Origin of the sequence: Streptomyces sp. NPDC051684, from assembly GCF_044453445.1 — a bacterium.
In the GTDB taxonomy this organism is placed as follows: domain Bacteria; phylum Actinomycetota; class Actinomycetes; order Streptomycetales; family Streptomycetaceae; genus Streptomyces.
In genome coordinates, this window is record NZ_JBITCS010000010.1 from 163,145 (window position 1) to 183,802 (window position 20,658).

The 20,658-nt window shown below is 70.4% G+C and carries 19 protein-coding genes; 12 read left to right on the top strand and 7 right to left on the bottom strand.

Features of this window, described 5'->3' with window-relative positions:
- The first annotated feature begins 22 nt into the window (after positions 1 to 22).
- From ACIA8D_RS14985 to ACIA8D_RS15010, 6 genes are all read left to right on the top strand, one after another.
- Positions 23 to 1,180 carry an ROK family protein gene (locus tag ACIA8D_RS14985; RefSeq protein ID WP_399232105.1) on the top strand — a complete coding sequence of 386 codons (1,158 nt, stop codon included), beginning with the start codon at positions 23 to 25 and terminating at the stop codon, positions 1,178 to 1,180.
- Positions 1,177 to 2,034: a sugar phosphate isomerase/epimerase family protein gene (locus ACIA8D_RS14990; protein WP_399232107.1), complete on the top strand. Its 858-nt coding sequence runs from the start codon at positions 1,177 to 1,179 to the stop codon at positions 2,032 to 2,034. Before ACIA8D_RS14985 ends, ACIA8D_RS14990 begins: the two co-directional genes overlap by 4 nt.
- A gap of 1 nt (position 2,035) precedes the next feature.
- Positions 2,036 to 3,091 (top strand): Gfo/Idh/MocA family protein, encoded by a 1,056-nt coding sequence (locus tag ACIA8D_RS14995; protein ID WP_399232109.1) that lies wholly within the window; start codon positions 2,036 to 2,038, stop codon positions 3,089 to 3,091.
- A gap of 245 nt (positions 3,092 to 3,336) precedes the next feature.
- The gene (locus ACIA8D_RS15000; protein ID WP_399232110.1) at positions 3,337 to 4,635 is read left to right on the top strand and encodes a sugar ABC transporter substrate-binding protein; all 1,299 of its coding nucleotides are present in this window, start codon (positions 3,337 to 3,339) and stop codon (positions 4,633 to 4,635) included.
- A 39-nt stretch (positions 4,636 to 4,674) separates the two neighbouring features.
- Positions 4,675 to 5,658 (top strand): carbohydrate ABC transporter permease, encoded by a 984-nt coding sequence (locus ACIA8D_RS15005; RefSeq protein ID WP_399232112.1) that lies wholly within the window; start codon positions 4,675 to 4,677, stop codon positions 5,656 to 5,658.
- Positions 5,659 to 5,669: 11 nt separating this feature from the next.
- A complete protein-coding gene (locus ACIA8D_RS15010; protein ID WP_399232229.1) occupies positions 5,670 to 6,506 on the top strand; it encodes a carbohydrate ABC transporter permease in 837 nt (278 codons plus the stop codon).
- A 28-nt stretch (positions 6,507 to 6,534) separates the two neighbouring features.
- On the opposite strand, the gene ACIA8D_RS15015 is transcribed toward ACIA8D_RS15010, so the two are convergent.
- From ACIA8D_RS15015 to ACIA8D_RS15025, 3 genes are all read right to left on the bottom strand, one after another.
- Positions 6,535 to 7,158 (bottom strand): DUF4333 domain-containing protein, encoded by a 624-nt coding sequence (locus ACIA8D_RS15015; protein ID WP_399232114.1) that lies wholly within the window; start codon positions 7,156 to 7,158, stop codon positions 6,535 to 6,537.
- A 77-nt stretch (positions 7,159 to 7,235) separates the two neighbouring features.
- Positions 7,236 to 7,700 (bottom strand): RNHCP domain-containing protein, encoded by a 465-nt coding sequence (locus ACIA8D_RS15020; RefSeq protein WP_399232116.1) that lies wholly within the window; start codon positions 7,698 to 7,700, stop codon positions 7,236 to 7,238.
- Positions 7,701 to 7,715: 15 nt separating this feature from the next.
- Entirely contained in the window at positions 7,716 to 8,093 is a 378-nt protein-coding gene (locus ACIA8D_RS15025) for an RNHCP domain-containing protein (RefSeq protein WP_399232118.1), read from the bottom strand.
- Positions 8,094 to 8,470: 377 nt separating this feature from the next.
- On the opposite strand from ACIA8D_RS15025, the gene ACIA8D_RS15030 reads away from it, so the two are divergent.
- Positions 8,471 to 10,369, top strand: a complete 1,899-nt coding sequence (locus ACIA8D_RS15030) for a family 20 glycosylhydrolase (protein ID WP_399232120.1) — start codon at positions 8,471 to 8,473, stop codon at positions 10,367 to 10,369.
- Between the two features lie 56 nt (positions 10,370 to 10,425).
- Here the strand turns inward: ACIA8D_RS15030 and ACIA8D_RS15035 are convergent, their stop codons facing one another.
- The 3 genes from ACIA8D_RS15035 to ACIA8D_RS15045 form a co-directional block, all read right to left on the bottom strand.
- Positions 10,426 to 11,028, bottom strand: a complete 603-nt coding sequence (locus ACIA8D_RS15035) for a hypothetical protein (protein ID WP_399232122.1) — start codon at positions 11,026 to 11,028, stop codon at positions 10,426 to 10,428.
- Positions 11,015 to 11,641 carry a DUF3289 family protein gene (locus ACIA8D_RS15040; RefSeq protein ID WP_399232123.1) on the bottom strand — a complete coding sequence of 209 codons (627 nt, stop codon included), beginning with the start codon at positions 11,639 to 11,641 and terminating at the stop codon, positions 11,015 to 11,017. Before ACIA8D_RS15040 ends, ACIA8D_RS15035 begins: the two co-directional genes overlap by 14 nt.
- An 883-nt stretch (positions 11,642 to 12,524) precedes the next feature.
- A complete protein-coding gene (locus ACIA8D_RS15045) occupies positions 12,525 to 12,860 on the bottom strand; it encodes a DUF6479 family protein (protein ID WP_399232125.1) in 336 nt (111 codons plus the stop codon).
- A 206-nt stretch (positions 12,861 to 13,066) separates the two neighbouring features.
- On the opposite strand from ACIA8D_RS15045, the gene ACIA8D_RS15050 reads away from it, so the two are divergent.
- Genes ACIA8D_RS15050 through ACIA8D_RS15060 form a run of 3 tightly spaced genes read left to right on the top strand, consistent with a single transcriptional unit; the run spans position 13,067 to position 16,746 of the window.
- Positions 13,067 to 13,624 (top strand): 2Fe-2S iron-sulfur cluster-binding protein, encoded by a 558-nt coding sequence (locus ACIA8D_RS15050; RefSeq protein WP_399232126.1) that lies wholly within the window; start codon positions 13,067 to 13,069, stop codon positions 13,622 to 13,624.
- Positions 13,621 to 14,613 (top strand): FAD binding domain-containing protein, encoded by a 993-nt coding sequence (locus ACIA8D_RS15055; RefSeq protein ID WP_399232127.1) that lies wholly within the window; start codon positions 13,621 to 13,623, stop codon positions 14,611 to 14,613. Before ACIA8D_RS15050 ends, ACIA8D_RS15055 begins: the two co-directional genes overlap by 4 nt.
- 39 nt (positions 14,614 to 14,652) lie before the next feature.
- Positions 14,653 to 16,746, top strand: coding sequence for a xanthine dehydrogenase family protein molybdopterin-binding subunit (locus ACIA8D_RS15060; RefSeq protein WP_399232129.1), 2,094 nt, complete (start codon positions 14,653 to 14,655; stop codon positions 16,744 to 16,746).
- An 84-nt stretch (positions 16,747 to 16,830) separates the two neighbouring features.
- On the opposite strand, the gene ACIA8D_RS15065 is transcribed toward ACIA8D_RS15060, so the two are convergent.
- Positions 16,831 to 17,946 (bottom strand): serine hydrolase domain-containing protein, encoded by a 1,116-nt coding sequence (locus ACIA8D_RS15065; RefSeq protein ID WP_399232131.1) that lies wholly within the window; start codon positions 17,944 to 17,946, stop codon positions 16,831 to 16,833.
- A 154-nt stretch (positions 17,947 to 18,100) separates the two neighbouring features.
- Here ACIA8D_RS15065 and ACIA8D_RS15070 point away from each other — a divergent pair, with 154 nt between their 5' ends.
- Positions 18,101 to 18,883, top strand: coding sequence for a MerR family transcriptional regulator (locus ACIA8D_RS15070; RefSeq protein WP_399232132.1), 783 nt, complete (start codon positions 18,101 to 18,103; stop codon positions 18,881 to 18,883).
- Between the two features lie 276 nt (positions 18,884 to 19,159).
- Positions 19,160 to 20,641 (top strand): DHA2 family efflux MFS transporter permease subunit, encoded by a 1,482-nt coding sequence (locus ACIA8D_RS15075; RefSeq protein ID WP_399232134.1) that lies wholly within the window; start codon positions 19,160 to 19,162, stop codon positions 20,639 to 20,641.
- The last annotated feature ends 17 nt before the right edge of the window (positions 20,642 to 20,658 follow it).

A 20,658-nucleotide genomic window follows, 5' to 3' on the forward strand; every position in this document is an offset into this window, starting at 1 on the left:
TTTCCATATCGGGATGGGGGCAATGGACACTGCACGGGAGGCCGTTCAGGCGGAGCGGGCCGCGAATCAGGTCGCGTGTCTGGGGGTGCTGGCGGAGGCCGACGAGGCGCGCACCATCGGGGTGATCAGTGAGGCCACCGGCCTGTCGCGGCCGACGGTGCGGGCCGTGCTCGACGACCTCGTCGAGCTCGGAATGGTCGAGGGTGTCAGCGCCGCGACGGCAGGGCCCGGCCGGCCGGCGCGTGCCTTCCGGTTCGCGCGGGAGGGCGGGCTCGTCGCCGGGGTCGACCTCGGGCCCCGAGGGGCGCGCGCGGTCGTCTGTGACCTGTCCGGTCGCCGGGTGGGCTACGCGGAAGAGGCACCCCGCGAGCACGCCGACCTCGCGTTGGTCTCGCGCGCGCTCGACGCTGCCGCCGGTTCGCTCGACCTCGGACGGCTGCGTGCGGTGGGTGTCGCCCTGCCCGGTGTCGTCGAGGCGGACGGGCGGCTGCGCGCCAGCCTCGCGATGCCGGACCTGGCCGGTCTGCCGGTCGCGGAGCTGCTCGCGAAGGGCCTCGGCCAAGAGCCCGTGGTCGTGGACAACGACATCAAGCTGGCCGGACTCGCGGAGCAGCGCGCGGGGGCGGGGCGCGGATATTCCGATGTCGTCTATCTGCAGATCGGTCATCGGCTGTCCGTGTCGATCGTGCTGGACGGTGCGATCCGGCAGGGCAGTCACCGCCTCGCGGGTGAACTCGGCGCGCAGCGCGGCATGCGCTGGACGCGGAACGCGAGACGGGGGCAGCTGGTCTGGTCCTCGCGCCGCACGAGCGCGCAGGTGCTGAGCGCCGCCGCCGCGGGCGACGCCGACGCGCAGACCGAGGTCGAGGACTTCTGCGCGCAGATCGCCGAGCGGGTCGCGACCGTACTGCTGGTCGTCGACCCGGAGGTCGTGGTCGTGCGGGGCGGTGCGGCGAAGGACGTCGGAGCACTGCTGCGGCCGCTCGAAGCCGCCATCGAGAAGGAGTTGGTCTCTCCCGAGCGCCCGTCGTTCGTCGCGTCCGGCCTGGGGCGCGAGGCGGTGGTGCTCGGCGCCGTCGGCAACGCGTTCGACCAGTGCGGTTCAGAGATCTACGGAGTCCACGGCTATCCCAGTCCGTGGGCCCGCATCACACACGACGTGGAGGGGATCACCAAGTGAAGCTCGGAGTCAGTTCCTACTGCTTCCGCCAGCTCATCGGCAGCGGCGAGATGGACCTGATCGGTGTTCTGGACTGGGTCGCGGCCTCGAAGGCCGGGCACATCGAGATCGCCGCGACGGACGGTGCGTACTACCTGGAGAACGAACGCGTCGTACGGGACACGGCGAAGCACGCCGAGGAGGTCGGCGTACCGATCGTCAACTACCTGGTGAGCGGCGATCTGCGGGAGGCGGACGGCAAGGAAGTCGACCGGCTGCGGAGGCAGTTGGACGTCGCGCACGCCTTCGGCGCCGGGATCTTCCGGCACGACGTCGCGCCGTGGGCCTGGCGGGAGCGGGACCCGGGGGAGTTCGAGGCGACCTTCGAGAAGGTCGTCGAAGGCTGCCGCGCGGTCGCCGATCACGCGGCGGAGCTCGGCATGGTGTCGACCATCGAGAACCACGGCTTCTTCATGAACGGAGGCGACCGTCTCGCCCGCCTCGTGCACGCCGTGGACCGCCCGAACTTCCGCGTCACGCTCGACCTCGGCAACGGCCTGTGCGTCGGCGAGGTGCCGGGGAAGACCGCCGCCGACCTGATCGACGTCGCGGCGTCCATCGGCGTGAAGGACTTCCACACTCGCCGCTCCGCGGGGGAGGGCTGGCTGAAGACGCTCGCCGGCGACTACCTCCTCGGCACCGTCTCGGGCCACGGCGACGTCGACCTGCCCGGCCTGCTCGCCCTGGTCGCCACCAAGCCCGACGTGCCGGTGAGCCTGGAGTTCGAGGGCATGGAAACGCCCCTTCAGGCCATCGAGCAGTCCCTTACGAACATCACGGACATTCTTCGACCGACGACGGAAGGCGTGGCCTGACATGACGACCCGTATCGCTGTGATCGGCCTCGGGGCCATCGCCACCGAGCACTTGAGCGCCTACCAGAAGAACGACCAGGCTGAGCTGGTCGCCGTGTGCGACATCGACCCGGAGCGGGCCAAGGCCCGGGCCGAGCAGTTCGGCGTGGAGCGGGCCACGACCGACTTCCAGGAGGTCCTCTCCGCCCCGGACGTGGACGCCGTGAGTGTCTGCGTGCCGAACACCCTGCACGCCCCCATCGCCGAAGCGGCGCTGCGGGCCGGGAAGAACGTACTCATCGAGAAGCCGATGACGGTCACCGTCGCGGAGGCCGAGTCGCTGGTCCGGGCCGTCGAGGAGACCGGGAAGGCGCTGCAGATCGGCTACGTACGGCGGTTCGCGCCCAACGCGCTGGTCACCAAGCGGTTCCTGGACGCGGGCGAGTTCGGTGACATCTACGCCGCGCGGGCCACGCTGCTGCGGGCCGCCGGGAACCCGGGCGGGTGGTTCGGCGATGTGGAGCTGTCGGGCGGCGGCCCGCTGATCGACCTGGGCGTGCACATCATCGACCTGTGCTGGTACCTGATGGGCAGCCCGAAGGCGGTGTCCGCGTCCGGTGTCACGTTCGCGCCGCTGGGGGCGCGGGACAACATCCAGAACCTCAAGCGGTACCGCGCCGCGTCGGCGGCCCGGGCCAACACCGTGGAGGACTACGTCACCGCGCAGATCCGCTTCGAGGACGGCCAGGTGCTCGATGTGGACACGTCGTACTCGCTGCACGCACGCAACGAGATCAGCGTGCGCATCCACGGAGACAAGGGCGGCGCGGAGATCGAGCCCGAGCTGCTGATGCTCACCGAGCGGCACGACACCCTCCTGCATGTGAAGCCGCAGATCGATTCCCTCGGCTTCGACTTCAAGACCGGGTTCGCGAACCAGATCGACCACTTCCTGCGGATCTGCCGGGGCGAGATCCCGGCCGACGCCACCGCGGAACAGGGCCTGGAGATGGCCCGCATGCTGAGCGCGATATACGACTCGGCGAAGAGTGGCGCCGAGGTGAAGATCGAGCGCTGACCTGCCGGTTCAGTTGCCCGGGAGCGCGACCGGTCCCGGGTGACTGGCATGCCCTGTCTGGTCCTTCACCGCTGCCCGGAACCGCCTGCGCCACCCCTGCGAGCCGCACGCTCTGCAACGCGGATCACAGTTCAGCCGCCACTTCCCAATGGGTCTAGACCTCCCGATGAGAACGTGATGAGAATCTGCGTGCTCACGGGCAACACCACTTCCCTGCTGTACTGCTGTAAGAGGAGCCACCACCCATGAACCGACGCGTCATCGCAGCCACCAGCACCGCCCTGGCACTTGGGCTCGCCGCCACCGCCTGCGGAGGGGGCGGCTCGGAGGCCGACGGCGGGACCGACGGCAAGGGCAAGACCCTCAACGTCTGGATCATGGAGGGGACCAACCCCGACGCGAAGCCCTTCTTCAAGGAGGCCGCAGCCGCCTTCGAGAAGAAGACCGGCGCCAAGATCAAGGTCGAGTACCAGCAGTGGGCCAGCGCCCAGCGGAAGTTCACCACCGCCATCGAGGGCGGCGCCGACCAGGTGCCCGACGTCGCCGAGGTCGGTACGACCTGGGTGCCCGGCTTCGCCGACAAGGGGGCGCTCGTCGACGTCTCCAAGGAGGTCGACGAGGCCGGCCTGACCGACGACCTCGTCCCCGCCCTCAAGGACGCGGGCACCCTGGGCGGCAAGCAGTACGGCATGCCCTGGTACGCGGGCGTCCGCTCGGTCGTCTACCGCAAGGACATCTTCGAGAAGCACGGCATCAAGCCCCCGACCAACTGGGCGGAACTGACGTCGGCCGCCAAGACCCTGAAGAAGGAAGAGCCGAAGATGCTCGCCTTCCCCGTCGCGGGCGGCGCGGAGATGTTCGCCACGCCCTTCATCTGGGGCGCGGGCGGCGAACTCGCCGTGAAGCAGGGCGGCAAGTGGAAGTCGGGCATCAACTCGAAGAAGTCCGTCGAGGGCATCACGGCGTACACCGACCTCGCCCTGAAGGACAAGGTGTCCCCGGCCAAGGTGAACACCTGGACCGAGAAGGAGGTCGGCGACGCCTGGAACAAGGGCGAGGTCGCCATGTCCCTCTCCGGCAACTGGACCCCGAAGGCCTTCACCGCGGCCAACCCCGACCTCAAGGGCAAGCTCGGCGCCATCCCGATCCCCGGCAAGGACGGCGGCATGGCCCCGTCGTTCCTCGGCGGCTCCTACCTCTCCGCGTTCAAGACGGACAAGCAGGCGCTGTCGTGGGAGTTCATCAAGCTCCTCACCACCGGCAAGTTCGCCAAGAAGTGGGCCGAGCAATCCAGCTACCTGCCGCCCACCAACACGGACCTCGACAAGATGCCCGACAAGGACGACGAACTGGTCAAGCCGTTCGTCAAGCAGTTCAAGGACGGCGGCGCGAGCGTCCCGAAGGCCAAGTCGTACACCGAGATCCAGGCCACCCAGGTCATCCCGAAGATGATCCAGTCGATCCTGGCCGGCAAGTCCACGCCGCAGCAGGCGGCCGACAAGGCGGCCAAGGAAATGGACGCCATCTTCGCGCAGAGCGAGTGACACTCAAGTCTCCCCGCCCGTCCGACCATTGAGAGCTCCATGAACCGCACGCTCGCCACCAAGGACGTGGCTGCCCCGGAGCGCCAGGGCAGCCGGCCGCCCGGGCCCTCGCCCGAGTCAGAGCGCCTGCTGAGGCGCAAGCGCCGGACCACGCTCACCCGGCCCTGGCTGCTGCTGGCTCCCTCCCTCGTCGTCCTCGCAGGACTGCTGCTGTGGCCGATGATCCAGGTCGGGATCCTGTCGCTGCAGGACTACGAGGTGAAGTTCGGCGGCGGCGTCGCCACCTTCACCGGCTTCGACCACTACGTCGAACTCCTCAGCGGGGAACTGCTCTGGAAGACGGTGCTGCCCAACACCGCGTTCTTCGCGGTGGCCTGTGTCGGCCTGACGGTGGCGCTCGGCACCGCGATCGCGCTGCTCCTGAACCGGCTCGGACCGGTCTGGCGGACCATCTGCTCCACCGCGATCATGGCCGCCTGGGCGATGCCCGCGGTGACCGGCACGTACGTGTGGATCTGGCTCTTCCAGCCGGGCGACGGCCTGTTCAGCGCCCTGGTGGGCGGCTCCGACTCCAGCAACTGGTTCACCGACCGCCTCTCCTTCTACGCCATCGGGACCCTCAACGTGGTCCACCACGGCTTCCCGTTCGTCGCGATCACCGTCTTCGCCGGGCTCCTGACCATTCCCAAGGAGCTCTACGAAGCGGCGATGCTGGACGGCGCGAACGCCTGGCAGCGGTTCTGGAAGGTCACCGTGCCGGCCATCAAGTCGGTGTTCGTCGTGGTGACCATCCTGTCGACCATCTGGGACTTCAAGGTCTTCACGCAGATCTTCCTGATGCCCGGAGGCCAGGGGCAGAACGAGCAGGTCGAGAACCTCGGCGTCTACTCGTACCTCGAAGCCTTCGCCAAGGAGGACTACGGGATGGGCGCCGCCGCGGCGGTCCTGCTCACGCTCCTCCTTCTCGCGATCACCATCATCTACATCCGCACCCTGTTCAAGCAGGGGGAGGAGGACCTGTGAGCACCACCGACATGCCCGCCACGACGCGGTCCTCCCTCGGTGCCAAGGTCGGTCTGCCGGTGGCCGTTGCCGCACTCCTGATCTTCGCTCTCTTCCCGGTCTACTGGATGGTGTCGACGGCCCTGGACCCGAGCGCCCAGAGCCGCGGAGCGAGCCTGCTGCCCAGCGGCCTCACCTTCGACCACTTCACGACGGTCTTCGACCGCGGCAACTTCGGTACGTACTTGCTGAACTCGGCCGTCATCGGCCTGGGCACGGTCGTGGTCTCGGCGGCCCTCGCGCTGTTCGCGGCGGTCGCGGTCGCCCGCTTCAAGTTCAAGTTCCGCACGTCCGTGCTGGTCATGGTCCTGATCGTGCAGATGGTGCCGCTCGAAGCGCTCGTCATCCCGCTGTTCATCCAGATGCGCGACTACGACATGCTCAACAGCCTCCTCGGCCTGACCATCGTCTACGTCGCGCTCTCGCTGCCCTTCGCCATCTGGACCCTGCGCGGCTTCGTGCAGACCGTGCCCAAGGACATCGAGGAGGCGGCGTACATCGACGGCTGCTCCTGGTGGCGGATGTTCCGCTCCGTGCTGCTTCCGCTGGTCGCGCCCGGTCTTGTCGCCACGTCGATCTTCGCGTTCATCACCGCGTGGAACGAGTTCGTCTTCGCGTACACCTTCATGAAGAGCAGCGACAAGTACACGGCCGCGGTGGGCATCTTCCAGTTCTTCGGTGAGAACACCACGAGCTGGGGCCCGGTCATGGCCAGCTCCACGCTGGTCACGGTGCCGGTCCTGATCTTCTTCGTGGCGGTCCAGCACCGGCTCGCGTCCGGGCTCGCCGCGGGGGCGGTCAAGGGCTGACGCCCCCGCGGCGAGGAGGGGGCCGGGTTCAGCCGGTCGCGGCGTCGTCGACCTTGAAGCCCATGCTGACCCGGCCGTCGACGACCGACTTCGCGGTGACCGTCACCCCGTACTGCTTGCCCTCCGAGGCCAGTTGGCAGTGGACGACGGCGCCCACCTTGGCCGGGAGGTCCTCGGGGCAGGTGAAGGAGTCGGGCTCCTTGCCGACCTGCGCCGTCAGGGCGGCCTTGCCCTGACGGGCCACCTCCGCGCTGCTGACCGACCCACCGCCGGTGCCGGTGCTGCTCGGTGCCTCGGTGGGCTCCGGATCCGCGGAGGCGCCGGAGCCCGCGGCGTCGTCGACCTTGAAGTCCATGTCGACCTTGTCGCCGTCGACCGACTTCGCGGTCACCGTCATGCCCATCCGTTGGCCGCCGTCGGTGAGTTGGCAGCGTACGGTCGCGCCCACCTCGGCCTTGAGGTCCTCCCCGCAGACGATCTTGTCGGGCTCCCGGCCGACCTGCTTGCCCAGGGCCGTCTTCGCCTGCTTCGCGACCTCCTCCTTGCTCACATTCTTCGACCCCACGCTTGCCGAACAACCCGCCGCGAACGCCACCGCCAACAGTGCTCCTGCTGCTCGCACGGCGATCCGTCGGTTGGCCGACTGCTGCATGGGGACTCCTCTTGAGTCAAAGAATGTTCAGGTCAACCTCGGGGACGCGCAAAGTCACCCCCCGGTTCCGGCCACCATCATCGCTCACAGAATCTTCCCGACGGCCGCCACCTCAGCAACGTACGGTTCGCCGCCCTGCCCGTGGCGCGCAGTGGCAGGACCGCGAGACGCATCAGGACCAGGGTGTTGTCGTCGCCCGCGACGCGGTTGGTGGACAACTCGCCGCACGCAAGGCACTCGTGGACGATCAGCCACTCCCCGTCCGGGCGGCAGGACACCGTCAACGCGTCCATCCGGCCCCGGCAGTCCGACGCGCGGTCACCGGGGATCCGGGCGTCCACGTGCAGGCTGGTCAGACAGTTCGGGCAGTGGTTGCGGTGGCCGCTGCCCGGGGCGTCCAGGGACACGTCCAACCGGCAGCCCGCGCAGCGGAAGTCGCGGCTGCGGTGGCCGTCGCGCTGGTCGTGGAGGACGTCCTTGTCGCGCTGCCGGCGCCGCCGGGAGGCGGGGCCGTCGGACGACGTTCGGTTACGGCGTGGCATGCCGGGCCTCCCCGCTCACAGCGTCCCGAACGTTTCGAGAGGGAAGGGCGGTTGGGCCAGCGGCCGAACCGCCATCCGCATCAGCACCAGCTGGTTGTCGTCCGCGCCCACCGGGTTCGAGGTGAGCTCGTCGCACCGCACGCAGCGGTGGACGATCATCCAGTCGCCGGTCCGCAGGACGGCGATGGCGATCGGGGACATCCGGCCGTGGCAGTCGGTGCGGCCGCCCTGAACGTGGTCCAGGACGTGGCGCGAGTGCAGACACGAAGGGCAGTGGTTACGCCCGCGGCCGTCCGGATCGGCGAGGGTCACGGTGAGACCGCACCAGGCACAGACGAACGTACTGATCTTGAGGGTGGGGCTGGGGTTCGGGTTGGGGGTGTGCTCGGACACCTGTGCTCCTTGCTGGGGAGTTGGTCATCGACAGCAAGAGCAGGCCGAGCGGCCTCGACGGCTGATTCGGTCGGCTATCCGCGGTGTGTATCGGCAGTACGTGTACGTGTACGTGCTGCGTCGCGGTGAGGCGCGCTCGGCGCGGGCCGGGTCATCAAGACACCCTCTCGGTGGGCACGGTGGCCCGATGGTTCGGCCGCATGGGCAGGGTGTGCCGGTGCGGGGGAAAACAGCGGAGCAAGCGTAGGCAGGCCGGCGAGGCTTATGCGAGCGAATATTTTCGCAGGGGGGTGTGCCGCACCGCGCGCCCGGATGTCCAAGTGCTCGTCGGCGATGTCCATGGACCTCGTCCAGTGGAGCGGGGAATCCTCGGGCCCATGTTGACCGAGTCGCGCACGACACCGACCGTCCGGCGCCGCAGACCGTGTCTCGCCGGTCTGGCCGGCGCCACCCTCGTCCTCCTCGCCGGGGCCATGCCCGTCTCCGCCACGCCCCGGGCGTCGGCGCAGACAACAGCCCCGCGAACCCTGCCCGCCCTCGACAACTGGACTCCGGACGCCGGGAGTTACACGTACGGCGACCGCACCCGGCTCGTCGCCGACGACGCGGCCTCCCGCCGCGTCGCCCGCACCCTCGTCGGTGACCTGCGCGCGGCGGGGCACGGCACCGTGCCCGTCACCGGCGGACACGCCCGGACCGGCGACATCGTCATCGACGTCGCCCCCGGCCGCAAGCAGCTCGGGGCCGAGGGGTACGAACTGCGGGTCGGCGCCCGCCTTGAGATCACCGGCGCCGCCGAGACCGGCGCCTTCCACGGCACCCGCAGCCTCCTCCAGATGCTCGCCCAGGGCGACGCGATCCCGGCGGGCCGAACCGTCGACGTACCGAAGTACAAGGAGCGCGGTGTCGGCGTCTGTGCCTGCTACGTGCACATCTCCACCGACTGGCTGGAGAACCTGGTGCGCGAGATGTCCTACCGCCGGCTCAACCAATTGCTCCTCGAGATCAAGGTCAGGAGCGACCGCCACCCCGAGGCCAACACCTGGGGCTACTACACGAAGAGCGAGATCCGCAGGCTCGTCGCGCTCGGTGCCAAGTACCACGTCGAGATCGTCCCCGAGATCAACTCGCCCGGTCACATGGATCCGTGGATCGAGAACCGCCCCGACCTCCAGCTCGTCGACAAGGACGGCAAGGCCCAGCCCTCCCGCCTGGATGTGACGAAGCCCGAGGCGTTCACCTACTACAAGAGCCTGATCGACGAGTACGCCGAGGTGTTCCCGTCCGGCTGGTGGCACATGGGTGCGGACGAGTACATGCTGGGCTCCGACTTCGCGAAGTATCCGCACGTGCTGGAGTACGCCCGGGCCAAGTACGGCGCGGACGCCACGCCGCAGGACGCCTTCATCGACTTCGTCAATCGCGTGCAGGCCTACGCCGCGAGCAAGGGCAAGCGGCTCCGCATCTGGAACGACGGCCTCACCGGCGCCAACACCGTGCCCGTCGCCCCCGGCACCACCGTCGAGCACTGGCTTGACGTCGACGTGAAGCCGAGCGCCCTGATCGCGCAGGGCCACCCCGTGATGAACGCCGCCTACTCCCTCTACCTGGTGCGCGGAGGCTTCCACACCGACACCCGCAAGCTGTACGACCAGCGGTGGGACCCGCGCAGTTTCGAGGGCGAGAAGCTCACCTCCGACCGCGGGATCACCGGCGCGAAGATCAGCCTGTGGCCGGACAACGGACGCGGCGAGACCGAGAACGAGGTCGCCCGGGCCGCAACTCCGGCCCTCGACCACATCGCCCAGGCCACCTGGGGATCCGCCCACCCCGACGCCACCTACGACGCGTTCACCGCACGCGCCGCCGCGACCGGCACCGCGCCCGGCATCCGTGACCTGACCCGCGTCCCGGTCGCCGACGGCACGTACACCTTGGCGGATCGTGGTGGCCGCACCGACGCCCGCACCGTCCGGATCGACCGCACCGCCGACGGCTACGCGACAGTCGCCGACGACACCGGCGGTGGGTGCCTGGAGACCCGCAGCGGCAAGCTCACGCTCAACGTGCCGCTGCAGCCCGGCTCCGCCGCCACCTGGGAGACGTGCGATCCGAAGAACACGCTCCAGCGGTGGCGGATCGCGCGGGTGGCCGGCGGCTACACGCTCACCAACGCCATCACCCGCATGACCCTCGACACCACCGCCGACGGAGGCCTGGCGCAGTACCCGCCGGACCAGAAGACACCGACGACCTGGACCCTCGACCGGAGTTGACCGGAGTTGACCGGAGTTGGCCGGACCCGGGCAACGGGCCCGGCCAGTACGGGAGTTCAGTCGTACTGCCACTGCTTGCTGTCCTGGCCCGGGTCGGGGATCGGGCCCAGGAGGGTCCAACCGGAGCCGAGGGAACGGGTGGTGCGAAAGCCGCGGGGGTCCGCGTACGCATCGGCGTCGGTGTCCGCGGGGGTGTGCATGAGGGTGTAGATCGGAGGGTCGTTTCCGTAGAAGCGGAAGAAGACGCGGTCCTCGTCGTGCGACTGGTGCAGGATCACGTCGGTGCCCCACCGGGCGTCGTACGTGGCCTTGTCCCGCGCCGTCGTCGGATCGCACTCCTCGCGGCGGCCGGGCTGCCGGACGCAGATGCGGGGCTGGATCCAGGTGATCACTTCGGCCTTCGGGTGCGCGGCCGCCAGCTGGCGCATCCGGGCGTCGGCCTTCGCGAAGGCGGCCTGTCGGTGCTCGATCTGCCGCTCCAGCTTGTCGAAGCGCCGCTCGTCGAAGCCGCTGCCGAAGTGCCACCCGAGCATGCAGAGGACGGCGACCCGCCAGGCCAGGATTCCCGCCGCCACGACGATGAGCGTGACGAGCAGGATCCGGCCCGGCGAGCGCCGCCTGGTGCGCCGCTCGAGTCCGAGGGCGTCAGAACGACCCACTGATGGGTACCTCGACGTCTGCCTGGGCGATCGGCGGGGTGTACTTCCCGTCGAACCGGTCGTAGTGCCGCAGCGTAAACCAGTCGATGAAGCCGTACGTGGTGATCTCGTCGTCCGGGTCGAGGCCGAAGTGGCCGTAGGAATGGAAGCGCAGTGTCCCGGAGAACGTGTTCCCGCTGACCGTGTAGTTCTTCAGCTCGATGGTGTGCCCGTGGAACTGGTGGATGGCGATGGACAGCGCCCGCTGGTTGTCGTTGGTGGGGAAGACGCGACCGCCCGGGACAGGGCGGTGCCGGAGCCGACCGTCTGGAAGCGGGACGGGTCGAAGTTGTCGTCCACGGAGACGGTGCCGGCGCTCCGGCCGCCGCGGCCGTAGCGGAATCCGTTGTCTACGACGACCAGTGCCGTCGTTCCGACGCCGTGATCGCCCGCATTCCGTTGTCGACGCCCCCGCGGGGCCATCACCCCGGACCCCTGGGGGACGAACTCGTCGACCTGCGCGGGATCCTGCGGCCCGGCCCTGACCGAGAGGGCCGGAGCTCCGCCGACACGGAGCTCCGGCCGATGTGTCCGTGGCTGTCGGGTCCTCCCGCCACTCGACCTGCCGGGACACGGAGCACGCGGACGGAGCGGGCGGGCAGTGCGGGGCTCCGTCTTCGTGCTCCCGGCCGCCGTCGGCGCAGAGCGATCAGTTCCGGCGGCGGTCGAACCTTGTTGCGGCGCGCGGGAGTTGCGGCTCCTGGCTGTGGGTTCGCTTCTTGTGTCGAGGATCTGCCTGATCGAGTACGACGACGATGTTGCCGTCCCCGGCAGCCGCCGTCAGTGCACCCAGCGAAGTTCTGGGGACCTCGCCCGCCGCTTCGGCCGAAAAGCGAAAACGGCGGCAGGATGTGCGGTCAGGGTCGTGTGCCCGAAGTCGTCTTCAGGGTGGCCGACGGCGAGCAGCCGTACGCGCTGCGGTACTGGACGGCGAATCGGCCCGGGTGACCGAAGCCTCAGCGCAGGGCGATGTCGGTGACGGTGGTGCCCGTGGAGGGGGAGGCGTTCAGGAGGTCGCGGTGGGCCTGGCCGAGGCGCACGCTTCGCAAGTAGCGCATGGGGTCTGGTCCAGATGCCGAGGCCGCCCGTGTCACACCACGAGCACTGCAGTACGCCTTCCGGCGGTCAGCGCCAGCACCGCCAGATGCTGTGCGAACGTCTCGTAGACGAGGGGATGCGCCAGAGCGTCCGAGGCGCAGAGTGCGCGCAGGTACTGCCGGGCTGACTCTCAGGTGGCCGCGTCCTGGGCGGAGCCTGCGACGAGCTCCGTGAAGCGCAGCCGTTGCCGTCGACGGGGATGGACCGTCGCCGCTGCCTGGTCGAGCAGGTCGGGATGCAGACCGAGGGGGGGGCTGCCTGGAACATGTGAGTGGAGGCCGAGTACGGGCGGTTGGGCGCGTTGGCCAGCCACACGTCGCCCGGGCGGAACGTCTCCTGAGCCGAGTTCGAGCTCGCCCTCAGTTGCCGGGACCGCCACCGCCGAAGCTTGAGTCGTCACCCTTTCGGTGCTCGGCCGGGTCCTGCGCGGGGCGGGGGTGCGTGCCGGAAGTGCCGTACCCCTCGTGGAGCTCGTGCGGTGTGAGCCGGCCGCCGTCCCGCGGCACTTCGTCCGGGTCGCGGTACTCGCGGGTCTCGAGGACCGGGCCGCTGTCGGGCAGCTTGGGCTGCTCCTCCGGACGCGGCGGTCCGGGCTCACGCGCTCGAATGCGGCGCCCCCAGATGAAGGCCGCGATCAGCACACCGGCCACGACGAGGCCAATGATCCACATGAGCAGTGCGGTGTTCGACGACATGGCGGTTCCCACGGTTGTTTGCGGCGTTGTTCTCATGGTGAGTCCGTCGCACCGGTCACGCGACTCAGGCCCTGCCGTTTCGTGGCGGACCGAGCCCTCGCATGGCGCGTCTTCGGCGTGCCCGAGTGCGTGCCCTGGCCCAGTCTGGATACACGGGGCCGTACGACGGACCAGGCTTCGACGTCGGACGAGGGAGCAGAGCGCGCATGGCAACCGATGCCTTCCACTCGGCAGTGTCACTCACCGTGAACGGCAAGCGCTGCGATCTCACGGTCGACCACCGCGCCACACTGCTGGACGTCCTGCGCGAGCGGCTGGATCTGACCGGCGCGAAGAAGGGGTGCGATCACGGTCAGTGCGGCGCCTGCACCGTGCTCGTCGATGGGCGGCGCGCCAACAGCTGTCTGTTACTGGCCGTGGCCCACGAGGGATGCGACATCACCACCGTCGAAGGGCTGGGCGCCGACGGCGAGGACGCTGCGGGAGAGGGGGGCGAGGGCGGCCTGCATCCGCTCCAGCGCGCCTTCGTCGCCCGTGACGCCTTCCAATGCGGCTACTGCACACCCGGACAGCTCTGCTCGGCCGTCGGTGCCATCGCCGAAGCGGAGGCGGGCCGGCCCTCGTACGTGACGGATCCGGACGCGACCCCGGGCGAACCCGTCGAGCTGAGCCGGGACGAGATCCGCGAGCGGCTCAGTGGCAATCTGTGCCGCTGCGGCGCCTATCCGCACATCGTCGAGGCCGTCGAGGACGTGACCCGATGAAGCCCTTCCAGTACGTACGTGCCCGCAGCGTCGACGAGGCGACCGCGGCCCACGCGCGTCACCCCGGATCCCGTTACCTGGGCGGTGGCACCAACCTCGTCGACCTGATGAAGCTGGGGGTGGAGACGCCCGGAACGCTGGTCGACGTGAGCGGGCTGCCGCTGGACGGCGTCGAGGAGCTCGACGATGGCTCCGTGCGCGTCGGAGCGACCGTCCGCAACAGCGATCTCGCCGCCCATCCACTGGTGCGCACCCGCTATCCCGTCCTGTCCCAGGCACTGCTCGCGGGGGCCTCGGGGCAGCTGCGCAACATCGCCACGACGGGCGGCAACCTCCTCCAGCGCACCCGCTGCCCCTACTTCCAGGACCTGGGCAAACCCTGCAACAAACGCGAGCCCGGCACCGGCTGCGGCGCCCGCGACGGCGTCCACCGCGACCACGCGGTCCTCGGGCACTCGCCGCAGTGCATCGCCACCCACCCCTCGGACATGGCGGTCGCGCTCACCGCGCTCGACGCCCAGGTGGAGCTGCACGGAGCCGAGGGCCGGCGCACGCTGCCCGCGGCCGAGTTCCACCGGCTGCCCGGCGACCGCCCTGACCTGGACACCGAGATCGCGCCCGGCGAACTCGTCACCGGCGTCCTGCTCCCGGCCGCCACCGCCGGGCTGCCCTCCGCCTACCGCAAGGCCCGCGACCGCGCCTCGTACGCCTTCGCGCTCGCCTCGGTGGCCGTCGCGCTCAGGGTGGAGGACGCCGTGGTGCGCGAGGTCCGGATCGCGTTCGGCGGGCTCGCCCACCGGCCCTGGCGGGCCCTGCGCGCCGAACGGGCGCTGACGGGCGAGGCCGCGGGCGACGCGGCGTTCGAGCGGGCCGTCGACGCGGAACTCGCCGCCGCCGAGCCGTTGCGCGACAACGCGTTCAAGGTGCGCCTCGCCCGCAATCTCGCGTGCGACATGCTGCGCCGCCTGATGCCGCCCACCGCGCCCTGACACGTCCGCCCACGACCCCGCCTTCCAGGGAGAAGAACCATGCCGGACACCATCAGTGCCCTCGGGACGCCCGCCGTGCGCAGGGAAGGCCCGGCCAAGGTGACCGGGGCCGCCCGTTACGCGGCCGAACACACCCCCGAGGGATGCGCCTACGCCTGGCCGGTGCCTGCCCTGGTGGCACGCGGTGAGGTCACCGCCGTCGACGACACGGCGGCGCGGGCACTGCCCGGCGTGGTCACCGTCCTCACCCACCACAACGCGCCGCGCCTGACCGAACCGGACGACGCCACGCTCGGTGTGCTCCAGAACGCGAAGGTGCCGCACCGCGGCTGGTATGTCGCCCTCGTCGTCGCCGACACCCTGGAGACGGCACGCGAAGGCGCCGCCGCCGTCCGCGTGACGTACGCCGAGGAACCCCACGACGTCACCCTGACCGCCGACCACCCCGACGCCTACGTTCCCGAGGACTCCGACGGGACCTCGGGCGAGCACGTGCGCGGCGACGCCGACACCGCGTACGCCGACGCGACCGCCCGGGTCGATGTCACCTACCGGGTGCCGCCGCTGCACAACCACCCCATGGAACCGCACGCGGCGACCGCCCACTGGCAGGGCGACCGGCTCACCGTGCACGACTCCAGCCAGGGCGCCACCACGGTCCGCGACGTCCTGGCCGGTCTGTTCGAGCTGCCGAAGGAGCAGGTGACGGTCGTCTCCGAACACGTCGGCGGCGGCTTCGGCGCCAAGGGCACACCACGGCCGCACGTCGTGCTCGCCGCCATGGCCTCCCGCGTCACCGGGCGACCGGTCAAACTCGCCCTGCCCCGTGCGCAGTTGGCGGCCGTCGTCGGCCACCGCTCACCGACCGTGCAGCGGGTCCGGCTCGCCGCGGAGGCCGACGGCACGCTCACGTCGGTGATCCACGAGGTGACCTCGCACACCTCCCGTATCAAGGAGTTCGTCGAGACGGCGGCCGCCGCCACCCGCGTCATGTACGCCTCGCCGCACGGCCGCACCACCCACCGGGTGCTCCCGCTCGACGTCCCCAGCCCCTCCTGGATGCGGGCACCGGGGGAGGCGCCGGGCATGTACGCCCTGGAGTCGGCGATGGACGAACTCGCCGCGACCCTCGGCATCGACCCCGTCGAACTGCGGCTGCGCAACGACACCCAGCACGAACCCGACAGCTCCCGCCCCTTCAGCAGCCGCCACCTCGCCGAATGCCTGCGCGAGGGAGCCCGCCGCTTCGACTGGTCCGCCCGCGACCCGCGCCCCCGCTCGCGCGCCGAAGGCCCCGTCCTGGTCGGCTCCGGCGTGGCCGCGGCGACGTACCCCGTGATCGTGGCGCCGTCGCGCGCGAGCGCCCACGCCGCCCCGGACGGCGGCTTCGTCGTCCGGATCAACGCCACCGACATCGGGACCGGCGCGCGCACCGTCCTCGCCCAGATCGCCGCCGACGCGCTCGGCGTCGCGGTCGACCGCGTGCGCACGGACATCGGCAACAGCGACCTCCCCAGCGCCTCCCTGGCGGGAGGCTCCTCCGGCACGGCCTCCTGGGGCTGGGCCGTCCACGAGGCCTGTACGCGACTGGCGGCGGACCTGGCCGACCGCGAGGGGCAACCGCTTCCCCCGGAGGGGATCGAGGCCACCGCCGACACGGCGGGCCGCGCCGACGCCGACAGCGAGTACGCACGGCACTCCTTCGGGGCCCACTTCGCGGAGGTCGGTGTCGACACGGTGACCGGCGAGGTCCGGGTGCGGCGCCTGCTCGGTGTCTACGCGACGGGCCGCATCCTCAACTCCCGTACGGCACGCTCCCAGTTCATCGGCGGGATGACGATGGGCCTGGGGATGGCCCTCACCGAGGGCAGCACGCTGGACCCGGCCTTCGGCGACTTCGTGGAACGCGACCTCGCCGCCTACCACGTACCGGCGCACGCCGACGTGCCCGAGATCGAGGCGCACTGGATCGACGAGGACGACCCGCACCTCAACCCCATGGGCAGCAAGGGCATCGGCGAGATCGGCATCGTCGGAACGGCCGCCGCCATCGGCAACGCCGTGCATCACGCGACCGGCACCCGGCAGCGCGATCTGCCGATCACGCCGGACCGGGTGCTGACGGGCGGGTGACCGGGGCGGGGGCGGACGTGGAGTCGGGCGCCCCGGTCGCTGGGACGCCCGACTCACTCCCGCTGCCCGCCCTCCTGCGCGGGCTCAGCTGCCGAACACCGCCTCGACGAGCCTGTCCTGCGCCTTCATGAACGGTGCCGCCAGGGTCATCGCGGCGTCGTCCACGTAGTTGAGCGCGGCCGTCAGGGTCCTGCTGCCGTCGGCCGTGCTGTACATCAGCGCCGCGTGGCCGCTGTGTCCGCCGTTGTGGAACAGGAGGGTGTCGCCGCCGTCGGGGGTGGTCTGCTGGATGCGCAGGCCGAGCCCGAAGCCGCTCGCGGGGTGCGGCTTGCTCATCTCGGCGACCAGCGGTGCGGGCAGCAGCTCGCCGCGGGCCAGCGCGGAGATGAAGGTGTGCAGGTCCTCGGTGGTCGAGATCATGTCGCCGCCGGCGTCGACCCAGGACGGGTTCTGCCGGCTGACGTCGACCGTACGTACCTGGCCGGCGTCCTCGTACCGGTAGTAGGCGTGGGCGTACGGCTCGGGAATGTCCTGCGAGCTGCCCGGCACCACCGTGCCCGTCAGGCCGAGCGGGTCCAGGATCCGCTCCCGTGTCACCTCGGCGATCGGGCGGCCGGTGACGTTCTCGACCAGCAGCCTGGCCAGCACGTAGTTGGTGTTCGAGTAGCTCCAGCCCGCGCCCGGTTCGAAGCGCGGCGGCTTCGACAGCGACAGCCGGGCCAGGTCCTGTGGGCGGTGGCTGTGGAAGCGGTTGTCCACCCATTCCTTGCCCGCGAGGGTCGAGATGATCCCGGGAACCATGCTCCCGTCCTCGGAGAACTCGCCGGTGTGGTTGAACACCCCGCTTGTGTGCTGCAGCAGCATGCGCACCGTGACCCGGCGGTCGAGGTCGTACTCGGGGAGGTGGTCGACGGCGGGCGCGTCGAGGTCGACCTTGCCCTCGGCGACCAGTTGCAGCACCAGGGTCGCCGTGAAGGTCTTGGTGTTGCTGCCGATCCGGACGTGTCCGTCGACCGGAGGTGCGGCGTCGCGGTCCAGTTCTGCCGCGCCGGCGGTGGCGGCCCACGTGCCCCGTTCGTCGTGCACGCGCAGCTGGATTCCGGTGATGCCGGAATCGACGATCTCCTGGAGGACGTCGCGCAGTTCCGGGCGGTCCGGACCGGCGGGGGAGTGGGTCGCGGTGTTCGGGGACTGGCTCATGATCGTCTCCTCGGTTCCTGAGTTCCTGAGTTCCTGAGTTCCGGAATTCCGGCGTTCTGGGATTTCTGCGTTCCTCTGCCGGAAGCGGCAGTACGGCGAGCGTGGTCCCTGCCCTAAGGTCAAGGTCAAGTCTCTTCGGGGGGAGTGGGATCGAATGCGTGCCAGGGGCGGGCTCACCATCGGTCAGGCGGCGGCCTACGCGGGCGTCACGATCAAGACCGTGCGGCACTATCACCGGCTCGGACTGGTCGCCGAGCCGGAGCGGGACACATCGGGCTACCGGCGTTACGGATCGGCCGAACTGCTCCGCCTCGTCCAGGCGCGGACCCTCGCCGGGGCCGGAGTGCCGCTCGCCGAGGTCGGTGAGCTGCTCGACGCGGAGCCCGAGCGGTTCAGCACCGCCGTGGACGACGTCCACCGCCGGCTCACCGACCAGATCGAGGACCTGGTCGCCCGCCGCGACACGCTGCACCGGATCGCCCACGGCGACCGGGCCCTGCTGCCCGACCGGGCCTGCGCGGTCCTGGACCGCATGGCCGAACTCGGCTTCAGCGCCGACTACTTGGCCACGCAGCGGGAAGCGCTGGTGCTCACCCGGGCGCTGGTCCCGGAGATGCTCGACCCCTTCGTCACCCGGCTCGAGCACGTCCTCGACGACCCCGAGCATGTCGAGCTGACCAAACGGGCCTGGGAGGCGGGGTCCTGGCCGCCCGACGACCCGCGGCTCGACGGACTGGCGGCGGCGCTCGCGGAGAAGGTGCTGGCCGACAGCGAGTTGCTGGCGGCGGGGACCGGGCTTCGCGGCCGGTCCGACAACGCGGCCCGATACGCGCTGGTGAATCGCCACCGGGAGGACGTCGCGCCCTCAATCGCCCGGCTGAATGAGCTGGTTGAGGCGCGGTTGCTCGAGGCCGGTGTCGACTTCCCGCGAGGGTAGGCGACGACTGCGATCCACCGCGCAGGCGTGGCCGGTCGAAAATCGCGTGACCGGTTCCGATGGCACGTGATCTGCTGTGATCACCGTCATGCCGGGAATTCCCGGCCCCGACGGGCCGTTGGGGAGTGAGTGCGCACTGCGTGCGCGCGCGGTTCTCCTGCCCTGCGGCGAGCGCCCTGAGCGGCCCGGCCCGTCCATGTGTGCCAGTTCCCTGGCTCGCGGCGTACGGCAGCCCGGCCGATGACCACGACCGACTCTTGCGAGGTACAGCCCCACATGAGCCAGCCAACCAACGTCGAGAACCTGGACGCGCCCGGGGAGGACGGCGGTGCGGCCGTCACGCCCGCGGACGGGACGTCGGCGCGCGCGGGCGTCCTGATCGCGGTCCTTGTGGCCTCCGCGTTCGTGATGATCCTCAACGAGACGATCCTGAGCGTCGCCCTGCGCGACCTCACCGTCGACCTGGGGGTCTCCACGACGACCGTGCAGTGGCTGACCAGTGGCTTCCTGCTGACGATGGCCGTGGTCATCCCGATCACCGGTTTCCTTCTCGAACGCTTCTCCGCGCGCCAGATCTTCCTGGCCTCGCTGACGGCGTTCAGCACCGGCACCCTGATCAGCGCCCTCGCGCCGGGCTTCGGCGTGCTGCTCACCGGACGCGTGGTGCAGGCATTCGGCACCGCGGTGATGATCCCGTTGCTGATGACGACAGTGATGCGCCTGGTCCCCGCGGAGCGCCGCGGGGCGATGATGGGCACCATCACGATCGTCATCGCGGTGGCCCCGGCCATCGGCCCCACGGTGGGCGGCGCGGTGCTGTCCTCGCTGGGCTGGCGCTGGATGTTCTGGATCGTCCTGCCGCTTTCACTGGCGGCATTGGTGATCGGCGCGATATGGCTGCGCCTGGACAGCGAGACGCGGAAGGTGCCGCTGGACGTGCTGTCGGTGGTGCTCTCCGCCCTCGGCTTCGGCGGCGTCCTCTACGGCCTCGCCTCCATCGGCGAGTCCGGCGGCGGCGAGCACACCGTAGCGCCGTGGATGCCGATCGTCGCCGGTCTGCTGTCCCTCACCGTGTTCGTCCTGCGCCAACTGCGCCTGCAGCGCCAGGATCGCGCCCTGCTGGACCTGCGCCCGCTGGCGAACCCGACCTTCTCCGTGGCCCTGTTGCTGTCCGCGCTGCTGTTCATGTGCATGCTGGGCGCGGCCGCGATTCTGCTGCCGCTCTACCTCCAGACGGTCATGGGGACGACCACCTTCGTCAGCGGCCTCGCGGTCCTCCCCGGCGGCCTGCTCCTCGGCCTCCTCGGTCGCCCCGTGGGCCGGCTCTACGACCGCGTCGGCGCGCGCCCGCTGGTGATCCCGGGAGCGGCCGCGCTGGCGGCGTCGCTGTGGCTGTTCTCGCTGCTCGGCCCGGAGTCCCCGATGGCGGCGGTCGTCGGCATCCACCTGCTGCTCATGGGCGGGCTCGGCCTGATGATGACCCCGTTGATGACGGCATCCCTGAACGTGCTGCCGGACCACCTGCACTCCCACGGCAGCGCGATCCTCGCGACGATGCAACAGGTCGCGGGCGCCTTCGGCACGGCGGTCTTCGTCACCGTGGCGTCCCGCGCGTCCGACGCCGCATCCGGCGCACCCGACGCGAGCGGCCTGAGCGCGGCGTTCATCCTGGCGGGTGTCATCGGCCTGGTGGCGTTCGCGGCGTCGCTGTTCTTCGGGCGCGGTGCGGGCTCCGTGCAGAAGGAGACCGGGGTGTAGTCGCGGTCGTACTGCCG

Bases quoted from the DNA above. Each gene is read 5' to 3' on its own strand.
- ACIA8D_RS14985 (WP_399232105.1), top strand. From the start codon at position 23: ATGGACACTGCACGGGAGGCCGTTCAGGCGGAGCGGGCCGCGAATCAG.
- ACIA8D_RS14995 (WP_399232109.1), top strand. From the start codon at position 2,036: ATGACGACCCGTATCGCTGTGATCGGCCTCGGGGCCATCGCCACCGAG.
- ACIA8D_RS15000 (WP_399232110.1), top strand. From the start codon at position 3,337: ATGAACCGACGCGTCATCGCAGCCACCAGCACCGCCCTGGCACTTGGG.
- ACIA8D_RS15005 (WP_399232112.1), top strand. From the start codon at position 4,675: ATGAACCGCACGCTCGCCACCAAGGACGTGGCTGCCCCGGAGCGCCAG.
- ACIA8D_RS15010 (WP_399232229.1), top strand. From the start codon at position 5,670: ATGCCCGCCACGACGCGGTCCTCCCTCGGTGCCAAGGTCGGTCTGCCG.
- ACIA8D_RS15015 (WP_399232114.1), bottom strand. From the start codon at position 7,158: ATGCAGCAGTCGGCCAACCGACGGATCGCCGTGCGAGCAGCAGGAGCA.
- ACIA8D_RS15020 (WP_399232116.1), bottom strand. From the start codon at position 7,700: ATGCCACGCCGTAACCGAACGTCGTCCGACGGCCCCGCCTCCCGGCGG.
- ACIA8D_RS15030 (WP_399232120.1), top strand. From the start codon at position 8,471: ATGTTGACCGAGTCGCGCACGACACCGACCGTCCGGCGCCGCAGACCG.
- ACIA8D_RS15045 (WP_399232125.1), bottom strand. From the start codon at position 12,860: ATGTCGTCGAACACCGCACTGCTCATGTGGATCATTGGCCTCGTCGTG.
- ACIA8D_RS15050 (WP_399232126.1), top strand. From the start codon at position 13,067: ATGGCAACCGATGCCTTCCACTCGGCAGTGTCACTCACCGTGAACGGC.
- ACIA8D_RS15055 (WP_399232127.1), top strand. From the start codon at position 13,621: ATGAAGCCCTTCCAGTACGTACGTGCCCGCAGCGTCGACGAGGCGACC.
- ACIA8D_RS15060 (WP_399232129.1), top strand. From the start codon at position 14,653: ATGCCGGACACCATCAGTGCCCTCGGGACGCCCGCCGTGCGCAGGGAA.
- ACIA8D_RS15065 (WP_399232131.1), bottom strand. From the start codon at position 17,946: ATGAGCCAGTCCCCGAACACCGCGACCCACTCCCCCGCCGGTCCGGAC.
- ACIA8D_RS15070 (WP_399232132.1), top strand. From the start codon at position 18,101: ATGCGTGCCAGGGGCGGGCTCACCATCGGTCAGGCGGCGGCCTACGCG.
- ACIA8D_RS15075 (WP_399232134.1), top strand. From the start codon at position 19,160: ATGAGCCAGCCAACCAACGTCGAGAACCTGGACGCGCCCGGGGAGGAC.